Origin of the sequence: Pseudoalteromonas sp. PAB 2.2 (genome assembly GCF_001938575.1) — a bacterium.
Classification (GTDB): Bacteria; Pseudomonadota; Gammaproteobacteria; order Enterobacterales; family Alteromonadaceae; genus Pseudoalteromonas; species Pseudoalteromonas lipolytica.
This window is the reverse complement of the sequence record NZ_LYPI01000010.1, coordinates 317,242-336,741: the sequence shown is the minus strand read 5'-3', so window position 1 is coordinate 336,741 and position 19,500 is coordinate 317,242. Positions and strand designations below refer to the sequence as shown.

The following is a 19,500-nucleotide window of genomic DNA, read 5'->3' as shown; positions in this document are numbered from 1 at the left end:
TAATAAAATATGATCAAACAAACGTGTTTGTTATATCCATGCCCCTTATTCGGATGATCATATTTTGATGTATCAGTATCAAGTTAACTAACCCCAATGAAAGGTCACCCATGACGGCAAACATCATCGATGGTAAGGCAATAGCTAAACAAGTACGCAGTAATGTGGCAGAACGAGTTGCAGCGCGTGTTGCAAACGGTTTACGTGCTCCAGGACTCGCAGTCGTGTTAGTTGGTCAAGATCCAGCAAGCCAAGTATATGTAGGTTCAAAACGCAAAGCCTGTGAAGAAGTCGGCTTTGTTTCTAAATCTTACGATTTACCTGGCGACACGACAGAGCAAGACTTACTCGCATTAATTGATCAACTTAATGAAGACAAAGAAGTAGACGGCATTTTAGTTCAACTTCCTTTGCCGCAAGGTCTTGATGCAGAGAAGATTCTTGAACGTATTACCCCTCATAAAGATGTTGATGGTTTCCATCCTTATAACATTGGCCGTTTAGCACAGCGTATGCCAGCACTTCGCCCCTGTACACCTAAAGGGATTATTACCCTACTCGACTCTACGGGTGTGCGTTATAAAGGCATGCATGCGGTTGTGGTTGGTGCATCGAACATTGTTGGTCGTCCTATGTCACTTGAGTTACTGCTTGCCGGTTGTACAACAACGGTGTGTCATAAATTCACGCAGGATTTAGAAACTCATGTGCGTCGTGCAGACTTATTGGTGGTGGCTGTAGGTAAACCCGAATTTATTCCTGGTGACTGGGTTAAAGAAGGCGCTATCGTCATTGATGTAGGTATTAACCGCCTTGAATCTGGCAAACTTGTGGGTGATGTTCAATATGATATTGCCGAACAAAAAGCGCACTTCATCACGCCTGTGCCAGGTGGTGTCGGCCCGATGACTGTTGCAAGCCTCATTGAGAACACCCTTGAAGCATGTGAAAAATATCACAGCTAATAATGATTGATTGTAAAAAGGGTTGCCACATGGCAACCCTTTTTTATTGTGAAACGAATACGTTTACACGCGTTTAAGTTTTAGCATTTGCGGCAACACCGAAAAAATAATCATCGTAAACATAATCAGATACTGCCATGGTTGGTATTGCTCATTTAATAAAATAATTGCACAGATGATCCCTGCAATTGGATTCGCAATCGTGCCAAACGAAAATTCAGCCACACTCATACGCCCAAGTAACCATACATATAAAATATAGGCAATCGCTGTATTGGGCACAATAAGCCAAAATAATGCACTGTATTGTAGCGTTGAAATAGGCTCAAAAACGCTGTGGTAATTTGTTGGATTAATGAAGCTGCCGTCTATAACCGCAGCGAGTAATAAAATAGTACCGCCAATAATTAACTGCCATGTAAGCACCACCCACCAATGAATACTGACTGATAAGGTTTGTACAAGGGTACTGCCAATCACAATCGTCAGTAATGCCCCCAATAAAGCACCGACACCCAGTGCATTTAAAGCGACATAAGCGGGGTCGAACAATAACCATGCAAGCACGACTAATACGGCTGCACTAATAGCTTGAGGCTTTGCAGGTCGCTGTCCTTTTGCTATCCATGCATATAAAAGTGCGACCACGGGGACCGACACCATGCCAACACCTGCAATTGCTGCAGGAAGATTAATCGCCATAATAAAGATAAACGCAAAAAACAGGGCGATGTTTATAGCGCCTAAAACGAGTAAGCTGGGCCATTGACGCGCGCGAGGAAAGCTTGGTTTTATTAATAATAAAAGTAACCCTGCGGGTAATGCGCGTAACGCACCTAATAATAACGGCGGCCAATCAGGGGTCGCATATTTTGTCACCGCATAAGTTGTACCCCATAAAAAAGCGGGGATCATGGCAAGAAAAATATTCAATGTAAGTCCTTGTAAATGCACAATAGCGATAAAATAAAACCTCAACCTTTATTGAGGTCAATACTTAAAAATAAAAAACTAAAAACAAAAAAGGCTGCCAATATGGCAACCTTTTGTCGGTTTCAATTTTAGCTTAGTGTTTACGCTTTACGCCACGTTGTTTTTCCAGCAGAGTCTTCAAGCACCACACCTAACGCATTTAGCGCATCACGTGCTTCATCAGCAGCGGCCCAATCTTTGTTAGCGCGGGCTTCATTACGTTGCATGATTAAGGCCTCAATCTGTGCTACTTCGTCATCGTCTTGACCGCCTTGCAGGAAAGCTTCTGGGTCTTGCTGCGCAACACCTAATACTTCGGCAATACTACGAAGCACAAAAGCTAATTTTCCAGCTTGCTCTGCATCGCTGTCTTTCACACGGTTAAGCTCTTTTGCTAATTCAAATAACACAGGTAATGCTTCAGGTGTATTGAAGTCATCGTCCATTGCTTTTCTGAATTTTGTAACGTATTCATTGTCGGCTAATTCACACTCAACAGGTGTTACACCGCGTAATGCCGTGTAAATGCGCTCTAATGAAGAGCGTGCTTGCTCAAGGTTCTCTTGCGAGTAATTAAGTTGGCTGCGGTAATGACCCGAAATTAAGAAATAACGAACCGACTCAGCATCGTACTCTGTTAGTACGTCACGTACGGTAAAGAAGTTGTTCAATGACTTAGACATCTTCTCTTTATTTACCTGCACCATGCCTGTGTGGATCCAGGTATTTACGTACTTACGGTTGTTTGCACAGCATGATTGAGCAATTTCGTTTTCGTGGTGAGGGAACTGTAAATCTGATCCTCCCCCATGAATATCAAAATGCTCACCTAAATGTTTAGAGCTCATTGCCGAACACTCAATATGCCAACCAGGACGACCCTCACCCCATGGCGATGACCACGAAGGCTCACCTGGCTTGGCTCTTTTCCAAAGTACGAAATCAAGCGGATCTTGCTTATCTTGCGCAACTTCAACACGCGAACCCGCTTGCAACATAGTTAAGTCTTGCTGTGAAAGTGCACCGTATTGCTCAAATGTTGATACATCAAACAATACATCGCCGTCAGCTGCTACGTAAGCATGACCTTTCGCTATTAAACGCTCAACCATGGCGATGATTTCATCCATGTGGTTGGTTACCGTTGGCTCAACATCAGGACGAAGCATGTTTAAACTATCAAAGTCTTCGTGCATCGCTTTAGTCATACGGACTGTTAAGTCATTTATAGACTCACCGTTTTCATGAGCACGCTTGATTATTTTGTCATCAACGTCCGTAATATTGCGGACATATTTTAAGTCGTAACCAATATGGCGCAGGTAACGGACAATAACGTCGAAGCCAACAAAAGTACGCGCATGTCCAATGTGACAGTAATCATAAATAGTGATACCACACACATACATGTCGATTTTGCCATCAACAAGGGGTTTAAACTGTTCTTTTTGTCGTGTAAGTGTGTTGTAAATTTGTACCATTTATAAAATGTCCTTAACGGTGTTTCGAGATTCTCTATGGTAACACTTGCAAAGCCACTGCTCTAGCGCTTTATCAATTGAACAAGCACTTTGTTAATCTTCTCAACAAGCACTTTGTTAATCTTAGCTAAGTGCTATAAAATAACGGCATTATTAAACCAGATATAGGAAACCTCATGGTTGTTCTACACACAAACTTTGGTGATATCACCATCAAAATGCACGAAAGCGATGCACCAAACACTGTTAAAAACTTTTTAGAGTATGCAAACGCAGGCTTTTACAACGGCACTATTTTCCACCGTGTAATTGATGGTTTCATGGTTCAAGGCGGTGGTTTTGAGCCAGGTATGGTTCAAAAAGAAGTTAATAACCCTATTCAAAATGAAGCAAACAATGGCCTAGCAAACAAAGTTGGTACATTAGCCATGGCACGTACGCCTGATCCACACTCAGCGACTGCACAGTTCTTCATTAACGTGAACGACAATGATTTCTTAAACTTCAGCAGCGAAACTTCACAAGGCTGGGGCTATTGTGTGTTTGCAGAAGTAGTTGAAGGTATGGACATCGTAAACAAAATCAAAGGTGTTGCGACTGGCAGCGCAGGCTTCCACCAAGACGTACCACTTGAAGATGTAATTATCGAAAAAGTAACTGTTAGCTAAGCTAACGGTGAGTCTTTATAAGCGGGCTTAAGCCCGCTTTTTTGCGAGTGACTATGAAACAGAGCTATTTTATTGCCGACCTCCATTTAACAGAAAACCGCCCTGATATCACCACGGCATTTTTTGATTTTCTTGATGACAAGATTATTAATGATGACGTAGATGCGTTATATATTCTGGGTGATTTTTTTGAAGTTTGGGTTGGTGATGACTATCAAACGACACTTTCAGAACGTGTGGCTGCACACTTAAGACAAGCAGCTGAAAGTGGTACTGAGCTTTTTTTCATACACGGCAATCGAGACTTTATTATGCGTGACGGCTATGCCAACAGCGCCAATATGACGTTGCTGCCTGAACAGGTTGTTATTGATTTATATGGCACGCCGACGGTGCTACTGCATGGCGATGAAATGTGTACTCAAGATATTGAATATCAAAAGTTTCGTAAAAAAAGTCGTGGTTGGTGGTGGCCTAAGCTCATGTTAGCGATGCCACTATGGTACAGAAAGAAAATTGCCCGTAACGCCCGCGAAAAGTCAAAACAAAGCCAAGCAGGTAAAGCACTCGAAATTCTTGATGTAACCGAAGAAGCTGTTCTTGCCATGTTCAAAAAGCACCACGTTGCCAATATGATCCACGGTCATACACACCGCCCAAATGTTCATCAATACACTGTTAATGGTAAAACGTTAATTCGTACTGTGTTAGGTGACTGGTATGAACAAGGCTCATATTTAAGAGTAACCCCCAACAATCAAGAACTCGTCCACACCCCCTTTAAATCGTAAGAATTTTAGCTATGCTTGAACAGAGTCTCCGTTTAAAGCGTGCCGTTTTATGATTACACGATTAACATGCCTGTGCTGCTTACTAGTTTGCTTTACACTCAATAGCCAAACTTGGCGGTTAGTCACAGAGCCTTTCCCACCTTTTCTAATCGATAATAGTGAAAAACCGGGTTGGGTTCATGAGGTGGTTATTGCCGCTTTAAAAAGTCAAAATAAAAAAGCCGTCATTGAATATACACAGTGGGCTCGGGCACTTAAATTAGCCAAACGACATAAGCACATTGCTGTTCTAGGTGCTTTTTACTCAGAAGAGCGAGCCAAAGTATTTTATTATTCAAAACCTCTTGGCTTTGCCAATGTTGTTTTGTTTAAGCGCCAAGATGCCGTAATTCGATACGATGGCTCTCTCGAATCTCTCCTGCCTTACACGATAAGTAAAGGAGAAGATTATGTAAGTAGTGAAGAATTTACGAACAACACAACATTAGGTATTACAACCACACGTGATTTAGTTGAAAGCCTTTACTTGCTTCAGCAAGAACGGGTTGACCTCGTAGCAGGTACGCAAGAAGTGGCTGAATACTGGCTCGCACATAATAGTAAATTACAAAACAGCGATGTGGTTATTACCGCGTTAAAACCCAATATTGCGACTCATCAACTTTATATCATTTCAGCTAAAAGCCATCCTCAATCAATTGAATTTCAAAACGAATTAGAAAAAGGCTTGGTCGAAATAATTAACAATGGCCAAGCAGAAATAATCCTTAATCGTTATCATCTAAGTGACAAAGAAAAACAAGCCTTCTACTCACCATTTATTCGCACTGAGATGCCTTAAGCAGGCACCCCACTGTGAAATTTAAAATCGTCATCAGGCCTTGAAATTAACTCAGCTTCAATGTGCGCAAAAAATTCGACACGCTCGCTGATATCAAACTCACTGATCTCTTGCGCAAGTGTTAAATAGTCTTGGTAATGACGCGCTTCTGAGCGCAGCAATGAAATATAAAAATCACCTAAGCGTTTATCAACATGCGGCGCTAATTTAGCAAAACGCTCACACGAGCGTGCTTCAATGTAGGCACCAATAATTAACTTATCAACTAAGGCATCTGGCTCGTAAGTTTTTACGTGGCGCAGCATCCCTTTGGCATAACGACATGGGGTAATACTTTTATACTCAATGCCATATTCATCCATAATCTCAAGCACTTGATAAAAATGATGCAGCTCTTCTTTAATAAGCATCACCATTTTATCAATGAGATCTTGCCCATAAGGTGAATCCGATTTTGGGATCATCGACTTAGTCAGCTTGTTTTTATCTGCAAGCTCACGCCAATCGCCGTCGCGCTTATAAATAAGTGTTTCAAAGGGCTTTAACCACTCAAGTAACGCATCCGCACTTTCTTTATCAACCGCATACTTACGAATTAAAAACATCGCACTCTGTGCCGCTTTTAATTCACAAATTAAGTGATCGATTAATACGATATCTAAGTTTTCTTTTTTGGTTGCCGCAACAATCCACTCATCGGGTGTTTCGCATTGCAAAAATGACTGTATCGGGGCTAATAATGCAGAGTAAGGCACTGATTCTATTCTCATCGTCAAACAAGCGTGCATTTTACCACATAAATATCGTTTCACTCCATGACCCAAATCAGGGCAAAAGTAATTTCTTATATGCACTAAAGAGTTACATCTTAACTGAGTATTCGATTATTTCAGCTTCTTGACAAGATTTAATAAGTGAACCATAACTTAATCAAAGCTGTACAAAAATAAAACAGCTCATATTCCTTTTTTACAGGGGCAACAATTATGATTCTAAACCATCTATGGGGCTTATATGCTCATCCACTCGAAGAGTGGCAAACCATTGATAATCGGCATGAAAGCTTGCGTTACAGCTTATCACATATCTTACTTATCGCGTGTATCCCCTCTATTATGGGGTATTACTCTTCAGTTCATTTGGGTTGGAGCATTGGCTCAGGTGAGGCAGTCTTTTTGACCCATGATAGTGCATTGCTTATCGCGGTTGCGATGTATTTTGCACTAATAGTAGGCGTATTTGCGCTGGCCTACCTTGCGCATTGGATGGCCGTTACGTTTGGTGCAAAACCGACCTTTACACAAACTTTGGAACTTGCTGCGTATACGGCAACACCGGTGTTTATGTCATCGCTTGCTGCATTTCTACCCGAGCTGTGGTTTGTCGTGTGTGTAGGCTTGGTCGCGCTTGCTTACTCGGTATATTTACTCTACACAGGGGTGCCCATTTTAATGCATATCCCTGAGGAGCGAGGTTTTATTTATGCCAGTTCAGTGGTCACATGCGGACTGATTTTATTGGTCATTATTTTAGCTGCAACCGCTATTTTGTGGACTAACGGCATTGTCCATCCTATGTTTACCTAACGAGAATTAAATCCTTTCTTTCCACAAACAAAAAAGGAGCTCGCAAGCTCCTTTTTTATTATTCAAGCGAGTTGCTAATTAATCAGCACCATTCTCTTCTTGATTGTGTAACTCTAAACCTGACGACATTGCATTTTCACGCGTTGATTTCGCTGAATCATTACGTAAGCGGTCAATGCGGTTTAAATAATCCTGATCAATATCACCCGTAATATACTGACCATCAAATACCGATGTTTCAAAACGTGTGATTTCAGGGTTCTCTTGGCTTACTGCCGAGATTAAGTCATCAAGTGACTGATAGATTAGGCCATCTGCACCAATACTTGCATTAATGTCTTCTACTTCACGGCCATGCGCAATCAGCTCAGCAGCCGAAGGCATGTCAATACCGTACACGTTCGGGAAGCGTATTTCAGGCGCTGCTGAAGCAAAGTATACATTTTTAGCACCTGACTCACGTGCCATCTCAACGATTTGCGCTGAGGTAGTACCACGCACAATTGAGTCATCTACAAGCAGTACATTCTTACCTTTGAACTCACGGTCAATCGCATTTAATTTCTGGCGAACTGACTTTTTACGCATTTCTTGGCCAGGCATGATAAATGTACGACCAATATAACGGTTTTTAACGAAACCTTGGCGGTATGGCAAGTTAAGTACAGAAGCAATTTCCAGTGCGACATCACATGATGTTTCAGGAATAGGGATCACAACGTCAATGTCTTTATCGGCCCATTCACGTGCAATTTTTTCACCGAGTTTGGTACCCATGTTGACACGCGTTGCATACACTGACATACGGTCAATGTTTGAATCTGGGCGAGCAAAGTAAACAAACTCAAAAATACAAGGCGAGTAACTCGTTTTTTCAGCACAAGGTTGAGAGAAAAGCTGACCGTCTTCAGTCACATAAATCGCTTCGCCTGGCGCAACATCACGTACAAACTCAAAACCGTCTGTTTTTAATGCGACGCTTTCTGATGCAAACATATATTCTGTGCCGTTTGCCGTTTCACGCTTACCAAATACTAACGGACGAATACCATTCGGGTCACGAAAAGCAACAATACCGTGGCCGATGATCATTGCAATTGTTGCATAGCCACCATTTACTTTATTGATTACTTCAGTGACAGCATCAAAAATGTCTTGTGCTTCAAGCTTTAATTTATTTGGCTTACTTAACTCATGCGCCATGATATTAAGTAAGATTTCAGAGTCTGATGTTGTATTAACATGACGGCGAGCTTCTGAAAATAATTGCTGCTTTAATGCTTCTGCATTTGTTAAGTTACCATTGTGCGCAAGTGCAATACCAAATGGCGAGTTAACATAGAAAGGTTGCGCTTCAGACGAGCTAGATGAACCAGCTGTCGGGTAGCGAACATGGCCAATACCAATCGTTCCTTGTAGACGCTTCATATGACGGGTATGAAATACATCTTTAACTAGGCCATTGGCTTTACGTAAGCTAAACGTGTTGTTTTCAATGGTAATGATGCCAGCTGCATCTTGACCGCGGTGTTGCAAAACAGTTAAGCCATCATATATCGCCTGATTAACAGGAGAAGTTCCGACTATGCCAACGATACCACACATTAAATTTATCCTCGCCGATTAACGGTTTACAGAATTTAAAAAACTTGAGTTGTTTTCGAGGTACGAAAAGAACCACTCAACAACAAAGCCAAATTCTGGAATCAAAATAGAGTTGCCCCACCAATGCGTATTAGGTGCACCGGTAAAAGCATCAAGAAAGAAGAGTAACGCGCTCACGACCAACACGCCTCGAAGCGCACCAAACACTATGCCAAAAACACGGTCGGTGCCAGATAAACCAGTACGTTGTACAAGCTCACCTAAAATATAGTTTAGTAATCCACCTAACAGGAGTGTCGCAAAAAATAATATGGCTATTGCGGCAGCATTTCTTAAAAGGGGTTCTGAAATACTTGTTAGGAAGGATGCTAAATATTGGTAAAACAAGCTAGAGATGATAAATGCGCCAGCCCATACAGCCAATGACATTGCTTCTTTTACAAAGCCACGTATTAAGCCAATGATGGTAGACAGTGCAATGATGCCAAGTATGGCGTAATCAACCCAGATCATAATAACCAACTAGTCGTTAATTTGGGGCGCATTCTATACCCAAACCACCTGTAGATGCAAGATTTCAGCATGATATAAAACGTATTTAGACAAGGCATTGATTGCAGGCAATAGTGATATCTTGGCTAAATCAACAAGGCAGTAAAAACATGTTTTAGCCATGCCCTTTGGCACGTTACAAGGGGGGCTATACGGTGTTGTGGCAACTTAAATGATACTTGAGCTGTATCGCCACCCGTTCGGTGAAAGCCCCCTTGTCGCTGTTACAGGATTCGTTAGGGGGTTAAGGGGTTAAGGGGTTATACCAATCCGCAATTAGACTAAATCACTTTAAGGAACTAAATAAGCGCATTGGTATGAAAGCGTGCAACTTAGGTTAGATCACTTTGTTACTTCAAACTGAGTAACTTTGCCATTTAACTTGGTTAGCTGTTTTAACTCGGGCAGTTTACTCTCAAGCTCTTTCTTATTCAGTGACGGACCCACAAAGACTTTTGTTAAAGTGCCATTAGGGGTCTTAATTGGACGAGTGAAGGTTTTAAAGCCGTTTGCTTTTAGCTTTTCTTGCAGTGATTTAACGTTTGGAGCGTGCGAAAAGCTACCGAGTTGAATCACATAAGCCATTTGCGTCAAGTTTTCTTCGGCTTTGCGTGCCGGTTCTGCTGTTTTTTCAGCAGGCTTAGGCTGCGCTTTAACTTGCGTTTTAACTTCCGCTTTAGGCTCTATTTTAGCAATAGTCACGGTGTCGTCTGTCGATGCTTCGACCATTTTGGCGGGTTCATCGATTTGTTTAACGTGGTCTGAAGCAAGCTTTGCGTCATCAGCCTGAATATCTTCTACCTGCGCTGCTAAGGGCTGCTCTGTTGAGGCGACCTTATTATCAATCGCCTCTTGTAAGTCAATCGTCGTGAACTCTGGGCGTTCAGGGATCGCTTTAAAGCCGTCTGTGTAATGAACCTTCTCTCCATCCAAAATATTTGGAATAAAGACAATAGCCGCTACAACCACAATGGTGGTCCCTACTAAGCGATTAATAAACCCTGCGTTCACCGAATTCCTCTCTATTTTTTAAAGTAGTTAATGGCTGCAGCCACAGTGATAAACGAACCAAACACAATCACTAAGGTATTCGCATCGACTGTTTGCACTATTTTATCCAACGCAGCTTCTACATTAGGGTAATGCGTGCTGGGTGCTGTCGATGGTGTCTCAGCCAGTGCCTTCGCTAGATTTTCAACTGTGTCTCCACGAAAACAATCTAAGCTCGCTAATGACCACTCATCAACCACATCTGCCACGGCCGACATCGCAGCCACTTTATCTTTATCTGCAAGCATAGCGACTAATGCATGAATTTTAAACCCTTGATCTTTATACACGCTTAATTTGCGCGCTAAATAACGTGCTGACTCAGGATTATGTGCAACATCGGTAAAAACACGTGGTGTGTCGCTTAATTGTTGAAAGCGCCCTTCTACCGTTAAATTTGCCAAGCACTCACGCACCTGCTGCTCACGTGGTAAAAGTGCAAGCTTGCTTAATAACGTCAGTGCAGTTGCAGCGTTTTGACAAGGGATGGCAGGCTTTGCAAAGCGCCAGTTATTTCCCTGATACTGCCAATTAAACCCGTCAGCGTCCTCGGCAAAAGTAAAATCACGGCCAGATAACACCATATCCGCGTTAATTTCATTACCGTAATCGGTAACCGTATGAGGAATATTTAAATCGCCAACAACTGCGGGAGTATTGTTACGAAAAATACCGGCTTTATCGTAACCGACAAGCTCACGTGTATCACCTAGGTATTCTTTATGATCAAGGTCGATGGTTGTAATAACACAGGCATGCGGTGTAACAATATTTGTTGCATCGTATCGTCCACCTAACCCGACTTCTAACAGCACGTAATCAACAGCATGGCGTTTAAAGATAGCTAACGCGCCTAAGGTGCCATATTCAAAATAAGTCAGTGACGTGTCACCTCGGCCTTTTTCGAGCATATCAAACGCATCAACATGAAATTGATCGTCCAGCTCTTGTCCGTTAATACGCACTCGCTCGTTATATCGAATTAAATGAGGAGAAGCATACGTACCAACACTAAAGCCTTGCGCCAGAAGAAGGCTTTCAAGACAACGCGCAGTCGTGCCTTTACCATTCGTACCTGCGATAAGGATAATTTTGCTAGGGCTATTGAGTAAATCGACTTGATTAGCAACGCGTGCAACGCGCTCTAAGCCCATCTCAATATTTGCAGGGTGGATACTTTCTAAATAACAAAGCCAATCATCAAGGCTCGATGATTGGCTAGGAAGGATTTCTGTCATAGCGTGTAATCAGTTAAGCTGAAATTTACGCTACTCTATGCTCTTGTTCGGTAGAAGGCAAGTTCATAAATTTTGCGAGGATGCGAGCAAGGGTGTCACGCATTTCACGGCGGTCAACTATCATGTCAATTGCACCGTGCTCTAACAAGAATTCACTGCGTTGGAAACCTTCTGGAAGCGTTTCACGTACTGTTTGCTCAATAACGCGTGGGCCTGCAAAACCAATTAATGCTTTTGGCTCAGCGACATTAACGTCACCTAACATGGCAAGTGATGCAGATACACCGCCCATCGTTGGGTCTGTTAATACTGAAATAAATGGCAAGCCTTTTTCGCTCATTTTAGCTAAAGCTGCACTTGTTTTAGCCATTTGCATTAATGACATTAATGCTTCTTGCATACGCGCACCGCCCGATGCAGAGAAACAGATAAGCGGCATGTTGTGCTCTAAACATTGGTCAACAGCATCAACAAAGCGTGCACCTACAACCGACGCCATTGAACCACCCATAAATGAGAACTCAAATGCAACAGCAGCGACTGGAATACCTTTTAAACGGCCTTTCATTGCAACAAGTGCGTCTTTTTCACCGCTTACTTTTTGCGCCTGCGTGATACGATCTGAATACTTTTTAGAGTCTTTAAACTTTAAAACGTCCTTTGGCTCATGCTGTGCACCAATTTCTTGGCGGTCAGCGTCATCTAAAAAGTTTTCAAGACGCTTACGACCACTTAAACGCATGTGGTGATCGCATTTAGGGCATACATTGAGTGCTTTTTCTAATTCTGCTTTATATAAAATTGAATCACAGTCTGTACACTTAGCCCAAACCCCTTCAGGGATTTCTTTTCGACCTGACGATTTAGTCGTTTTAGGTAAGATTTTTTCTAACCAACTCATTTGCAACTCTCTTAATACTGTTCTGTGTCGCAGTCTGCTAAAGTGAAATACCACTTAGTAATTTACACAAGAAATAAGCAGACAGATTTTTTCAATTAAAACATGAATTACCCGCAGACGATATAAAAAACTGGTCTTAGTAGTGAGCCTTTCGCAGTTAACTATCTGAATCAGGTAAGAACAAAGGTCCTAATGGGGTTTTAGGAATACCAAAATGCTCAGGGTAATCCACGTCCACTAAATACAGTCCCGCCGCTTTTGCAGTGGCACTTGCCTTTGCACGCTCTTTTAAATCAAGTAATTCTTTTAACCACACTGGCTCATGCTTATGTAAGCCAATATCCATTAAACAGCCCGTGATATTTCTCACCATATGGTGCAAAAATGCATTGGCTTTAATGTCAATAACGACATAGTCACCCTGACGTTTTACAGACAAGTGATGAATCGTTCTATTTGCCGTATTCGCTTGGCAATGCAGTGCGCGAAACGAAGTAAAGTCATGCTCACCTATTAAATACTGACAGGCTGCTTGCATTTTAGTTTCATCTAATGGGTGATGAAAGTGCGTCACCCCTTCGCTCATAATTGCGCCACGATAAGTGTAATTGTAAATCACGTAACGATATCGACGCGCCGTCGCACTAAAGCGAGCATGAAAATCTTCATCAACAGGCTTTGCAAAACGTATCGAAATATCTTTAGGCAGTAAGGTATTCATGCCCATCGTAAACGCGACCATTTCACGTTCTGCGTGTGTATCAAAGTGCACGACTTGCCCAGTGCCATGCACTCCAGCATCAGTTCGGCCAGCACAGACTATTTCAACGGGGTGATTACAAATGCGCGACAACGCAGTTTCTACTTCTTGTTGTACGCTATTAACATGTGACTGGCGCTGCCAACCACTATAACGTGCGCCGTTGTACTCTACTCCAAGTGCTACTCGCATAATGACATATTTACCTAGTGTGCTTAATGACGGGGCATTTTATGCGATCTACGAGCGCAATAAAAGCCACCATCGCAGATCACACAATGCTGTGTGCTCAGATATTAATCGTCTTCAATATTATCTAAGCCCTTCGTGCCTTCTTTAGCCCGTAGCTTATGATGTATTGCCGACTTAATGAGCATGTAGCCACTGATAGGTGCGGTAATTAATAAAAAGATAGAAATTAAAATTTCTTTTACGCTCACGCCATCGTGGGTGTAAGTAAAATAAACCATGGCAGCAATGAGTAACGATGCCATACCTAATGTTGTTGCTTTCGTTGGCCCATGTAAACGCATGAAAAAATCAGGCATTTTAACTAACCCTATTGAGCCTATTAAAATAAAGCAACCACCAATTAATAATAAGATTGATACAATCCACTCACTCATCATCTGTTACCTTATTCAATAATATCGCCGCGTAGCAGGTACTTACATACAGCGACGGTGCTCACAAAGCCCAACATGGCGATAAGTAAAGCCGCTTCAAAATAAAGCCCTGTATCCATGCTCATCCCATACAGAATAATCAATGCGATGGTGTTGATAAACATAGTATCAAGAGCCAAAATGCGATCAGGCACTGATGGCCCTGCAATCAAACGCCACAAGTTAAGCAATAACGATATTGCGATCATGGCGTAAACAATTAAAAAAACCGTGTCTAGCATCGAAAAATCTCCTTAAGCGGTGCTTCGTAGCGCTGCTTAATCGTATTAATTAACACCTGTTCATCTGCTAAGTCCAAGACATGAATTAACAAATAGCGTTGCTGTACTTCTTCCCCTTCCGCAAGTGATTCAGGAATAGGATACACCTCAGCACTTACCGTACCTGGGGTTAGCGACACGGTGCTTGCCAAAATTGTGATTGGCATTTCATGACTTAAATCGAGAGGCACTTTAACAAACCCCGGACGCAACTTTTTAGTTGGTCCCAAAATTAAAAGTGCAACTTGCAAATTGGCTGTGACAATATCGTATAAAACTAACAATAAATGTCTAAATGCCAGCCCCGGTCTTACAATTAACGGTTGCGGGTCACGAAATGGAAAAGTAATCCACGGGATCGTGATAGCAAAGAAAGCAGCCAACAATAGGTGCCCAGGTGACACGCTATTATTTAATAGCAGCCACACAATAAATAATAATACGCTGCGAAATGGCGTAGGTAGCCAACGAAAACGAGCTTCTAACCGCATTTACTGGCCTCCATGTAAAACATCATTGATACCACTGTTTATGTCGAACAGTTGCTCTGAGGTCGCCAACATAAATTCAGACACTGGCCCAGCAAAAATAACCATCAACGGCGAGCAAATTAATAGCGTCATTAATGCAATCACTTTCAGTGGGTGTGCATTGACGCCTTTTATTGCATCGCTGTCTTTGTGTTTATGATCCCAAAACAAGCTTGTACCTGCACGAGAAACAGCCACCAAAACAGCCAAACTCGCTAAAAGGTAAATAGGCCAAAATAACATGGCTTTTTCGCTATCTAGGGTACTCTTCAAAATCCAAATTTTACCCACAAAGCCCGACAGCGGTGGCATACCCACAACTGTAAGTGCGGCTATCACAAAACTAATTCCCAACAAAAACGGCTGAGCGACAGCGCGTCCTGCAACTAAACGGTCTGCAACTTTACCACGCTGAAGCGCGACCAAGTCAGCAAGTAAAAACAACACGGCGCACACGATAGTCGAATGCACTAAGTAATAGAGTAATGCCGCAGTTGCCGCTACATTTTGAAGCGCAACAAGTGCCACTAACGTACCGACTGATACGATGACTAAGTTGGCCACCAGTTTTCTAAAGTCTTGGCTGGCAAGGACACCAATGGCCCCCATTACAATGGTAGCAAGTGCTAAACCCCATAACCACGGTTGAGCCATGTGCGCAAGCTCGCCTGCATTATCACCAAAAATAACGGTGTATACACGCAGCATGGCGTATACACCCACTTTAGTCATAATAGCAAAGAGTGCAGCCACAACCGGTAATGCGCTTGCGTAGGTGTTCGGCAGCCATAGGTGCAGCGGTAATAACGCACCTTTTAACGCAAACACGACAATAAGCAACAAACCACCTACTTTTGCTAAATAAACATCATCCCCTGTAAGCAAAGGCACTTTTTGGGCTAAATCAGCAATATTCAATGTGCCTAGTACACCGTAGAGCACGCCTAATGCTATCAGGAACACGCTTGAACCAATTAAATTTAAAATCACATATTGCAACGCAGCTCGGGTGTTGTGTTTGTCGCCAGCATGCATTAATAATGAGTATGAAGCGATGAGCAATACTTCAAAAAAGACGAACAGGTTAAAGACATCTCCCGTTAAGAACGCGCCATTCACACCTAAGATCAAAAAGTGCACTAATGGGTGGAAAAAACTGCCTTTTTTGTCATCTCCGGCACAGCTATAAAGTACAACAACAGCCCCCAGTAAACTGGTTAAAAGCACTAACAATGTCGCTAATCTGTCGGCCACTAATACAATGCCAAACGGTGCTGACCAATCGCCAATAGCATACACAAGTGGCGTAGTATCATTCACATACACTAATAAACCAGCGCTAATGAGCACGGTGATCACAGCCATAATCACCGACATAACACGGCGAATATAGAGGTTTTTCCCACAGGGCGGCATTAAAAGTATAACGCCTGTTAGCATAGGGATTAAAATAGGCAATGAAGCTAAATGCTGGATCATTTTTGCTCCTTCGACGATTTAACCAGGTGTCCGTCTACATGGTCGTTACCTAAATCTGCGCGACCACGAATAGATAAAATCACCACAAATGCCGTCATTGCAAAGCCAATAACAATGGCCGTTAATACTAACGCTTGCGGTAACGGATCGGCATATTCACTGCCACTGCCAAGCACAGCCGCTTTATTGATTGTTAAACGGCCTGATGAGAATAAAAATAGGTTTACCGCGTACGATAACATGGTTAAACCAAGCACCACCGGAAAGGTTCGTGCTCTTAAAATTAAGTAAATTCCACACGCGACAAGCACGCCCACGCATGATGCGTACAATACTTCCATTAAATATTTACCTCTTGCTTGGGTGTATCAGCAGTGAGTTTTCCTAAACTTGCTAAAATCATCAGCGTTGCACCTACAACAGTTAAATACACACCTAAATCAAACATGATAGCACTGGCAAGTTCTGTCTTGCCGACTAGCGGTATATCAAAATAATCAAACCATGTTGTTAAGAATGGACGCCCAAACACCCAACTTCCTAACCCCGTGAATAAGGCTATGGCAATACCGGAAGCGATAATCTTACGGTAATTCACATCAAAACGTGCCGCAATCCAGTTAGAACCGTTAGCCATATATTGCAAAATAAAGGCAATCGCAGTCACTAACCCCGCTATAAAACCGCCTCCTGGTAAGTTATGACCACGCAAGAAAATGTACGCAGACACCAATAACGCAAGCGGTAATAAGCTTTGTGAAATACTGGCAAGTAAAATGGGGTATCGTTCACGTGCCCAAGGTCGCCCTTCACTGTCACTTGCTGGCATAAATAATGGCAAGTTAATTAATAGTTTATAAATACCCAGTGCAGCGATACCTAACACGGTGATTTCACCTAATGTATCGAATCCCCTAAAATCAACAAGGATCACATTTACAACGTTGGTTCCCCCACCGCCTGTTTTTGCATTTGCCACAAAAAAGTCTGAAATAGACTCAAGCGGTCTAGTTAGGAGTGCATAACAGATACTTGCTATAACAACACCAAATGCAGAGGATATACCTAGGTCACGTAACATGCGTAATGAGCTTGATTCTTTTGGTGTGCGCTGTGGTAAGAAAAACAGCGCAAGCATCAGTAGAATAACAGTCACTACTTCAACCGTTAATTGAGTTAATGCTAAGTCAGGTGCCGAGAATCGAGTAAATGCGACCGATACCATTAAGCCCACGATTGAAATCATGATCAGTGAAATCATACGAGAGCGATGCCAAATAACAGTTGCCAGCGCACCAATAATTAATAAGCCAGCCCCTATCGCATTATGAAAATCAATCGGCGTTAGTTCACTTGCCCCTGCTAGTTGGCGCATTTCAAACAGTGGCCAACCTGCACATAAAAGAACCACCGCAATCATCACAAAAGCATAGCGTTGCAGCGAGCCATTTTCGATACGATTAACTTTCTGTTGCGACCACTTAATAACACTGTACAAGCCAAGGTCGAATCCTTTTTTAGCATTCAGCGTGGGGAGCGATGCTTGGAAATGGAACAGGTGTTTGCGCTGCACATAAATGATGATACCGCAACAGGTCGCAATAAAGCTCATTAACAGCGGAAGGTTTAAACCATGCCAAACAGACAACTTATAGGCTGGCGCCGCATCACCTAAAACGGCAAATGACGCTGAAGCCAAAATATCGCTGACCGCAAAATGCGGGAACATACCGACTAATATGCACACTACGACTAATATTTCGATTGGTACTCGCATATAGCGCGGCGGTTCATGAGGCGTTTTTGGCAAATCAATTGGGTCACCATTAAAAAAGACATCATGAATAAATCGCGCCGAATAAGCGACTGAGAGCGCACCTGCAACGGTCGCTAAAACAGGGATTAACCATGACATTGAACCAAGCACTTGTTGATGCAGTGTTTCTGCAAAAAACATCTCTTTCGATAAAAAGCCGTTCAGTAGTGGCACACCCGCCATTGCCGCTGCTGCGACCATTGCTAATGTGGCGGTATATGGCATAAAATGCCACATACCATTGAGTTTACGCATATCGCGTGTGCCCGTTTCATGGTCAATAATACCGGTGGCCATAAATAAAGACGCTTTAAATGTCGCATGGTTAATAATATGAAAAATAGCGGCCACAGTCGCAAGCTCTGTATCTAAACCAAGCAATAAGGTAATAAGGCCCAAATGACTAATTGTTGAGTAGGCAAGCAGCCCTTTTAGATCATGCTTAAAGAGCGCAACGTAAGCACCAACAAGCAACGTTGATAACCCTGTCATAGCAACCAAAATAAACCACGTATCGGTTCCTGATAAGGCAGGATAAAAACGGGCGAGTAAAAAGATCCCTGCTTTAACCATGGTTGCCGAGTGTAAATACGCACTCACAGGTGTTGGCGCTGCCATGGCATGCGGTAACCAAAAATGGAATGGGAATTGCGCCGATTTAGTAAACGCCCCCAACAGCACAAGTACCAATGCCACTTCATATAAATCATGCGATTGAATCAGTGTCTTACTGGCTAAAATAACATCTAAATTATAACTACCAACAATATCGCCGATGAGTAATAAACCCGCTAATAACGCTAAACCACCTGCACCAGTAATTGCCAATGCCATGCGCGCACCTTTACGTGCTTCTGACTTATCCCACCAATAGCTAATTAGTAAAAACGAGCTAATGCTGGTTAGCTCCCAAAATAGCCATAATTGAATCACGTTATTTGACATAACAATGCCAACCATGGCTGTCATGAATAGCATTAGATAGCAGTACAACTTCGGTAAAGAGTCATCTTTGCTCAGGTAATAGCGAGCATAGAATATGACCAAGACACCAATGCCTAATATCATATACAGAAACAGCAAGGTTAGGCCGTCAAGCCTAAATGAAACTTGCATGTTGAGTAGCGGGATCCAGTCCGCGCTATAACGGATTATTTCGCCAGAAAAAACCGCAGGCGTAAACGAGAATACAATTCCAAGGGCAATCAAAGGCGCTAACATGGTCAAAGCCGTACTTTGATTTCGCGTTAGTTTTGAAGTGCAGGATGAAATAACACTGCCGATTAAGGATAACAGGGGTATCCAGAGCAAAGTCATAA

General features: G+C 42.5%; 20 protein-coding genes. 5 read left to right on the top strand and 15 right to left on the bottom strand.

All coding sequences use genetic code 11. From position 1 onward, the window contains the following. Nucleotides 1-110 precede the first annotated feature (110 nt). Nucleotides 111-965, top strand: coding sequence for a bifunctional methylenetetrahydrofolate dehydrogenase/methenyltetrahydrofolate cyclohydrolase FolD (gene folD, locus BWD47_RS09995; RefSeq protein ID WP_036969836.1), 855 nt, complete (start codon nucleotides 111-113; stop codon nucleotides 963-965). 63 nt (nucleotides 966-1,028) lie between these two features. Here the strand turns inward: folD and BWD47_RS09990 are convergent, their stop codons facing one another. Together BWD47_RS09990 and cysS are read right to left on the bottom strand one after the other, a co-directional pair. Continuing rightward, nucleotides 1,029-1,898: a DMT family transporter gene (locus BWD47_RS09990; protein ID WP_036969839.1), complete on the bottom strand. Its 870-nt coding sequence runs from the start codon at nucleotides 1,896-1,898 to the stop codon at nucleotides 1,029-1,031. A 140-nt stretch (nucleotides 1,899-2,038) separates the two neighbouring features. Beyond that, nucleotides 2,039-3,418 carry a cysteine--tRNA ligase gene (cysS, locus tag BWD47_RS09985; RefSeq protein ID WP_075593897.1) on the bottom strand — a complete coding sequence of 460 codons (1,380 nt, stop codon included), beginning with the start codon at nucleotides 3,416-3,418 and terminating at the stop codon, nucleotides 2,039-2,041. Between the two features lie 176 nt (nucleotides 3,419-3,594). Here cysS and BWD47_RS09980 point away from each other — a divergent pair, with 176 nt between their 5' ends. From BWD47_RS09980 to BWD47_RS09970, 3 genes are read left to right on the top strand one after another with little or no spacing between them, the layout of a single operon-like run. Then, on the top strand, nucleotides 3,595-4,086 hold the full coding sequence (locus tag BWD47_RS09980) for a peptidylprolyl isomerase (protein ID WP_036969841.1): 492 nt from the start codon (nucleotides 3,595-3,597) through the stop codon (nucleotides 4,084-4,086). A gap of 53 nt (nucleotides 4,087-4,139) precedes the next feature. Beyond that, nucleotides 4,140-4,877, top strand: coding sequence for a UDP-2,3-diacylglucosamine diphosphatase (locus tag BWD47_RS09975; protein WP_036969843.1), 738 nt, complete (start codon nucleotides 4,140-4,142; stop codon nucleotides 4,875-4,877). 49 nt (nucleotides 4,878-4,926) lie between these two features. Beyond that, a complete protein-coding gene (locus tag BWD47_RS09970; RefSeq protein WP_036969846.1) occupies nucleotides 4,927-5,718 on the top strand; it encodes an ABC transporter substrate-binding protein in 792 nt (263 codons plus the stop codon). On the opposite strand, the gene miaE is transcribed toward BWD47_RS09970, so the two are convergent. Further along, nucleotides 5,715-6,473, bottom strand: a complete 759-nt coding sequence (gene miaE, locus BWD47_RS09965; RefSeq protein ID WP_075593900.1) for a tRNA isopentenyl-2-thiomethyl-A-37 hydroxylase MiaE — start codon at nucleotides 6,471-6,473, stop codon at nucleotides 5,715-5,717. The genes BWD47_RS09970 and miaE overlap by 4 nt on opposite strands. Before the next feature lie 231 nt (nucleotides 6,474-6,704). Between miaE and BWD47_RS09960 the strand changes: the two genes are divergently transcribed. Beyond that, nucleotides 6,705-7,304, top strand: a complete 600-nt coding sequence (locus BWD47_RS09960) for a Yip1 family protein (protein WP_036969848.1) — start codon at nucleotides 6,705-6,707, stop codon at nucleotides 7,302-7,304. A gap of 78 nt (nucleotides 7,305-7,382) precedes the next feature. Here the strand turns inward: BWD47_RS09960 and purF are convergent, their stop codons facing one another. The 12 genes from purF to BWD47_RS09900 all read right to left on the bottom strand — a co-directional run bounded on the left by purF (nucleotide 7,383) and on the right by BWD47_RS09900 (nucleotide 19,498). Continuing rightward, a complete protein-coding gene (gene purF / locus BWD47_RS09955; RefSeq protein ID WP_065978800.1) occupies nucleotides 7,383-8,909 on the bottom strand; it encodes an amidophosphoribosyltransferase in 1,527 nt (508 codons plus the stop codon). A gap of 18 nt (nucleotides 8,910-8,927) precedes the next feature. Further along, nucleotides 8,928-9,422, bottom strand: coding sequence for a CvpA family protein (locus BWD47_RS09950; protein ID WP_036969851.1), 495 nt, complete (start codon nucleotides 9,420-9,422; stop codon nucleotides 8,928-8,930). Nucleotides 9,423-9,803: 381 nt separating this feature from the next. Then, a complete protein-coding gene (locus BWD47_RS09945) occupies nucleotides 9,804-10,472 on the bottom strand; it encodes an SPOR domain-containing protein (RefSeq protein ID WP_036969853.1) in 669 nt (222 codons plus the stop codon). A gap of 11 nt (nucleotides 10,473-10,483) precedes the next feature. Beyond that, the gene (folC, locus tag BWD47_RS09940; RefSeq protein ID WP_065978798.1) at nucleotides 10,484-11,749 is read right to left on the bottom strand and encodes a bifunctional tetrahydrofolate synthase/dihydrofolate synthase; all 1,266 of its coding nucleotides are present in this window, start codon (nucleotides 11,747-11,749) and stop codon (nucleotides 10,484-10,486) included. Nucleotides 11,750-11,774: 25 nt separating this feature from the next. Next, a complete protein-coding gene (gene accD / locus BWD47_RS09935) occupies nucleotides 11,775-12,650 on the bottom strand; it encodes an acetyl-CoA carboxylase, carboxyltransferase subunit beta (RefSeq protein ID WP_036969857.1) in 876 nt (291 codons plus the stop codon). A 157-nt stretch (nucleotides 12,651-12,807) separates the two neighbouring features. Beyond that, complete coding sequence (truA, locus tag BWD47_RS09930; protein WP_036969860.1) at nucleotides 12,808-13,602, bottom strand: tRNA pseudouridine(38-40) synthase TruA; 795 nt, start codon at nucleotides 13,600-13,602, stop codon at nucleotides 12,808-12,810. Between the two features lie 104 nt (nucleotides 13,603-13,706). After that, entirely contained in the window at nucleotides 13,707-14,039 is a 333-nt protein-coding gene (locus BWD47_RS09925) for a Na+/H+ antiporter subunit G (RefSeq protein WP_036969868.1), read from the bottom strand. A gap of 8 nt (nucleotides 14,040-14,047) precedes the next feature. Next, nucleotides 14,048-14,317 (bottom strand): K+/H+ antiporter subunit F, encoded by a 270-nt coding sequence (locus BWD47_RS09920; protein ID WP_036969869.1) that lies wholly within the window; start codon nucleotides 14,315-14,317, stop codon nucleotides 14,048-14,050. Next, the gene (locus BWD47_RS09915; protein ID WP_036969871.1) at nucleotides 14,311-14,847 is read right to left on the bottom strand and encodes a Na+/H+ antiporter subunit E; all 537 of its coding nucleotides are present in this window, start codon (nucleotides 14,845-14,847) and stop codon (nucleotides 14,311-14,313) included. The genes BWD47_RS09920 and BWD47_RS09915 overlap by 7 nt, the downstream gene beginning before the upstream one ends. Beyond that, on the bottom strand, nucleotides 14,848-16,365 hold the full coding sequence (locus tag BWD47_RS09910; protein ID WP_075593896.1) for a monovalent cation/H+ antiporter subunit D: 1,518 nt from the start codon (nucleotides 16,363-16,365) through the stop codon (nucleotides 14,848-14,850). Further along, on the bottom strand, nucleotides 16,362-16,706 hold the full coding sequence (locus BWD47_RS09905; RefSeq protein ID WP_036969879.1) for a Na+/H+ antiporter subunit C: 345 nt from the start codon (nucleotides 16,704-16,706) through the stop codon (nucleotides 16,362-16,364). The genes BWD47_RS09910 and BWD47_RS09905 overlap by 4 nt, the downstream gene beginning before the upstream one ends. After that, entirely contained in the window at nucleotides 16,706-19,498 is a 2,793-nt protein-coding gene (locus BWD47_RS09900; protein WP_075593895.1) for a monovalent cation/H+ antiporter subunit A, read from the bottom strand. The genes BWD47_RS09905 and BWD47_RS09900 overlap by 1 nt, the downstream gene beginning before the upstream one ends. Between the last annotated feature and the right edge of the window lie 2 nt (nucleotides 19,499-19,500).

What these genes read in the sequence shown, in the direction of transcription:
- folD (WP_036969836.1), top strand. Translation starts at nt 111, where the DNA reads ATGACGGCAAACATCATCGATGGTAAGGCAATAGCTAAACAAGTACGC.
- cysS (WP_075593897.1), bottom strand. Translation starts at nt 3,418, where the DNA reads ATGGTACAAATTTACAACACACTTACACGACAAAAAGAACAGTTTAAA.
- BWD47_RS09980 (WP_036969841.1), top strand. Translation starts at nt 3,595, where the DNA reads ATGGTTGTTCTACACACAAACTTTGGTGATATCACCATCAAAATGCAC.
- BWD47_RS09975 (WP_036969843.1), top strand. Translation starts at nt 4,140, where the DNA reads ATGAAACAGAGCTATTTTATTGCCGACCTCCATTTAACAGAAAACCGC.
- BWD47_RS09970 (WP_036969846.1), top strand. Translation starts at nt 4,927, where the DNA reads ATGATTACACGATTAACATGCCTGTGCTGCTTACTAGTTTGCTTTACA.
- BWD47_RS09960 (WP_036969848.1), top strand. Translation starts at nt 6,705, where the DNA reads ATGATTCTAAACCATCTATGGGGCTTATATGCTCATCCACTCGAAGAG.
- purF (WP_065978800.1), bottom strand. Translation starts at nt 8,909, where the DNA reads ATGTGTGGTATCGTTGGCATAGTCGGAACTTCTCCTGTTAATCAGGCG.
- BWD47_RS09950 (WP_036969851.1), bottom strand. Translation starts at nt 9,422, where the DNA reads ATGATCTGGGTTGATTACGCCATACTTGGCATCATTGCACTGTCTACC.
- folC (WP_065978798.1), bottom strand. Translation starts at nt 11,749, where the DNA reads ATGACAGAAATCCTTCCTAGCCAATCATCGAGCCTTGATGATTGGCTT.
- accD (WP_036969857.1), bottom strand. Translation starts at nt 12,650, where the DNA reads ATGAGTTGGTTAGAAAAAATCTTACCTAAAACGACTAAATCGTCAGGT.
- truA (WP_036969860.1), bottom strand. Translation starts at nt 13,602, where the DNA reads ATGCGAGTAGCACTTGGAGTAGAGTACAACGGCGCACGTTATAGTGGT.
- BWD47_RS09925 (WP_036969868.1), bottom strand. Translation starts at nt 14,039, where the DNA reads ATGATGAGTGAGTGGATTGTATCAATCTTATTATTAATTGGTGGTTGC.
- BWD47_RS09920 (WP_036969869.1), bottom strand. Translation starts at nt 14,317, where the DNA reads ATGCTAGACACGGTTTTTTTAATTGTTTACGCCATGATCGCAATATCG.
- BWD47_RS09915 (WP_036969871.1), bottom strand. Translation starts at nt 14,847, where the DNA reads ATGCGGTTAGAAGCTCGTTTTCGTTGGCTACCTACGCCATTTCGCAGC.
- BWD47_RS09910 (WP_075593896.1), bottom strand. Translation starts at nt 16,365, where the DNA reads ATGATCCAGCATTTAGCTTCATTGCCTATTTTAATCCCTATGCTAACA.
- BWD47_RS09905 (WP_036969879.1), bottom strand. Translation starts at nt 16,706, where the DNA reads ATGGAAGTATTGTACGCATCATGCGTGGGCGTGCTTGTCGCGTGTGGA.
- BWD47_RS09900 (WP_075593895.1), bottom strand. Translation starts at nt 19,498, where the DNA reads ATGACTTTGCTCTGGATACCCCTGTTATCCTTAATCGGCAGTGTTATT.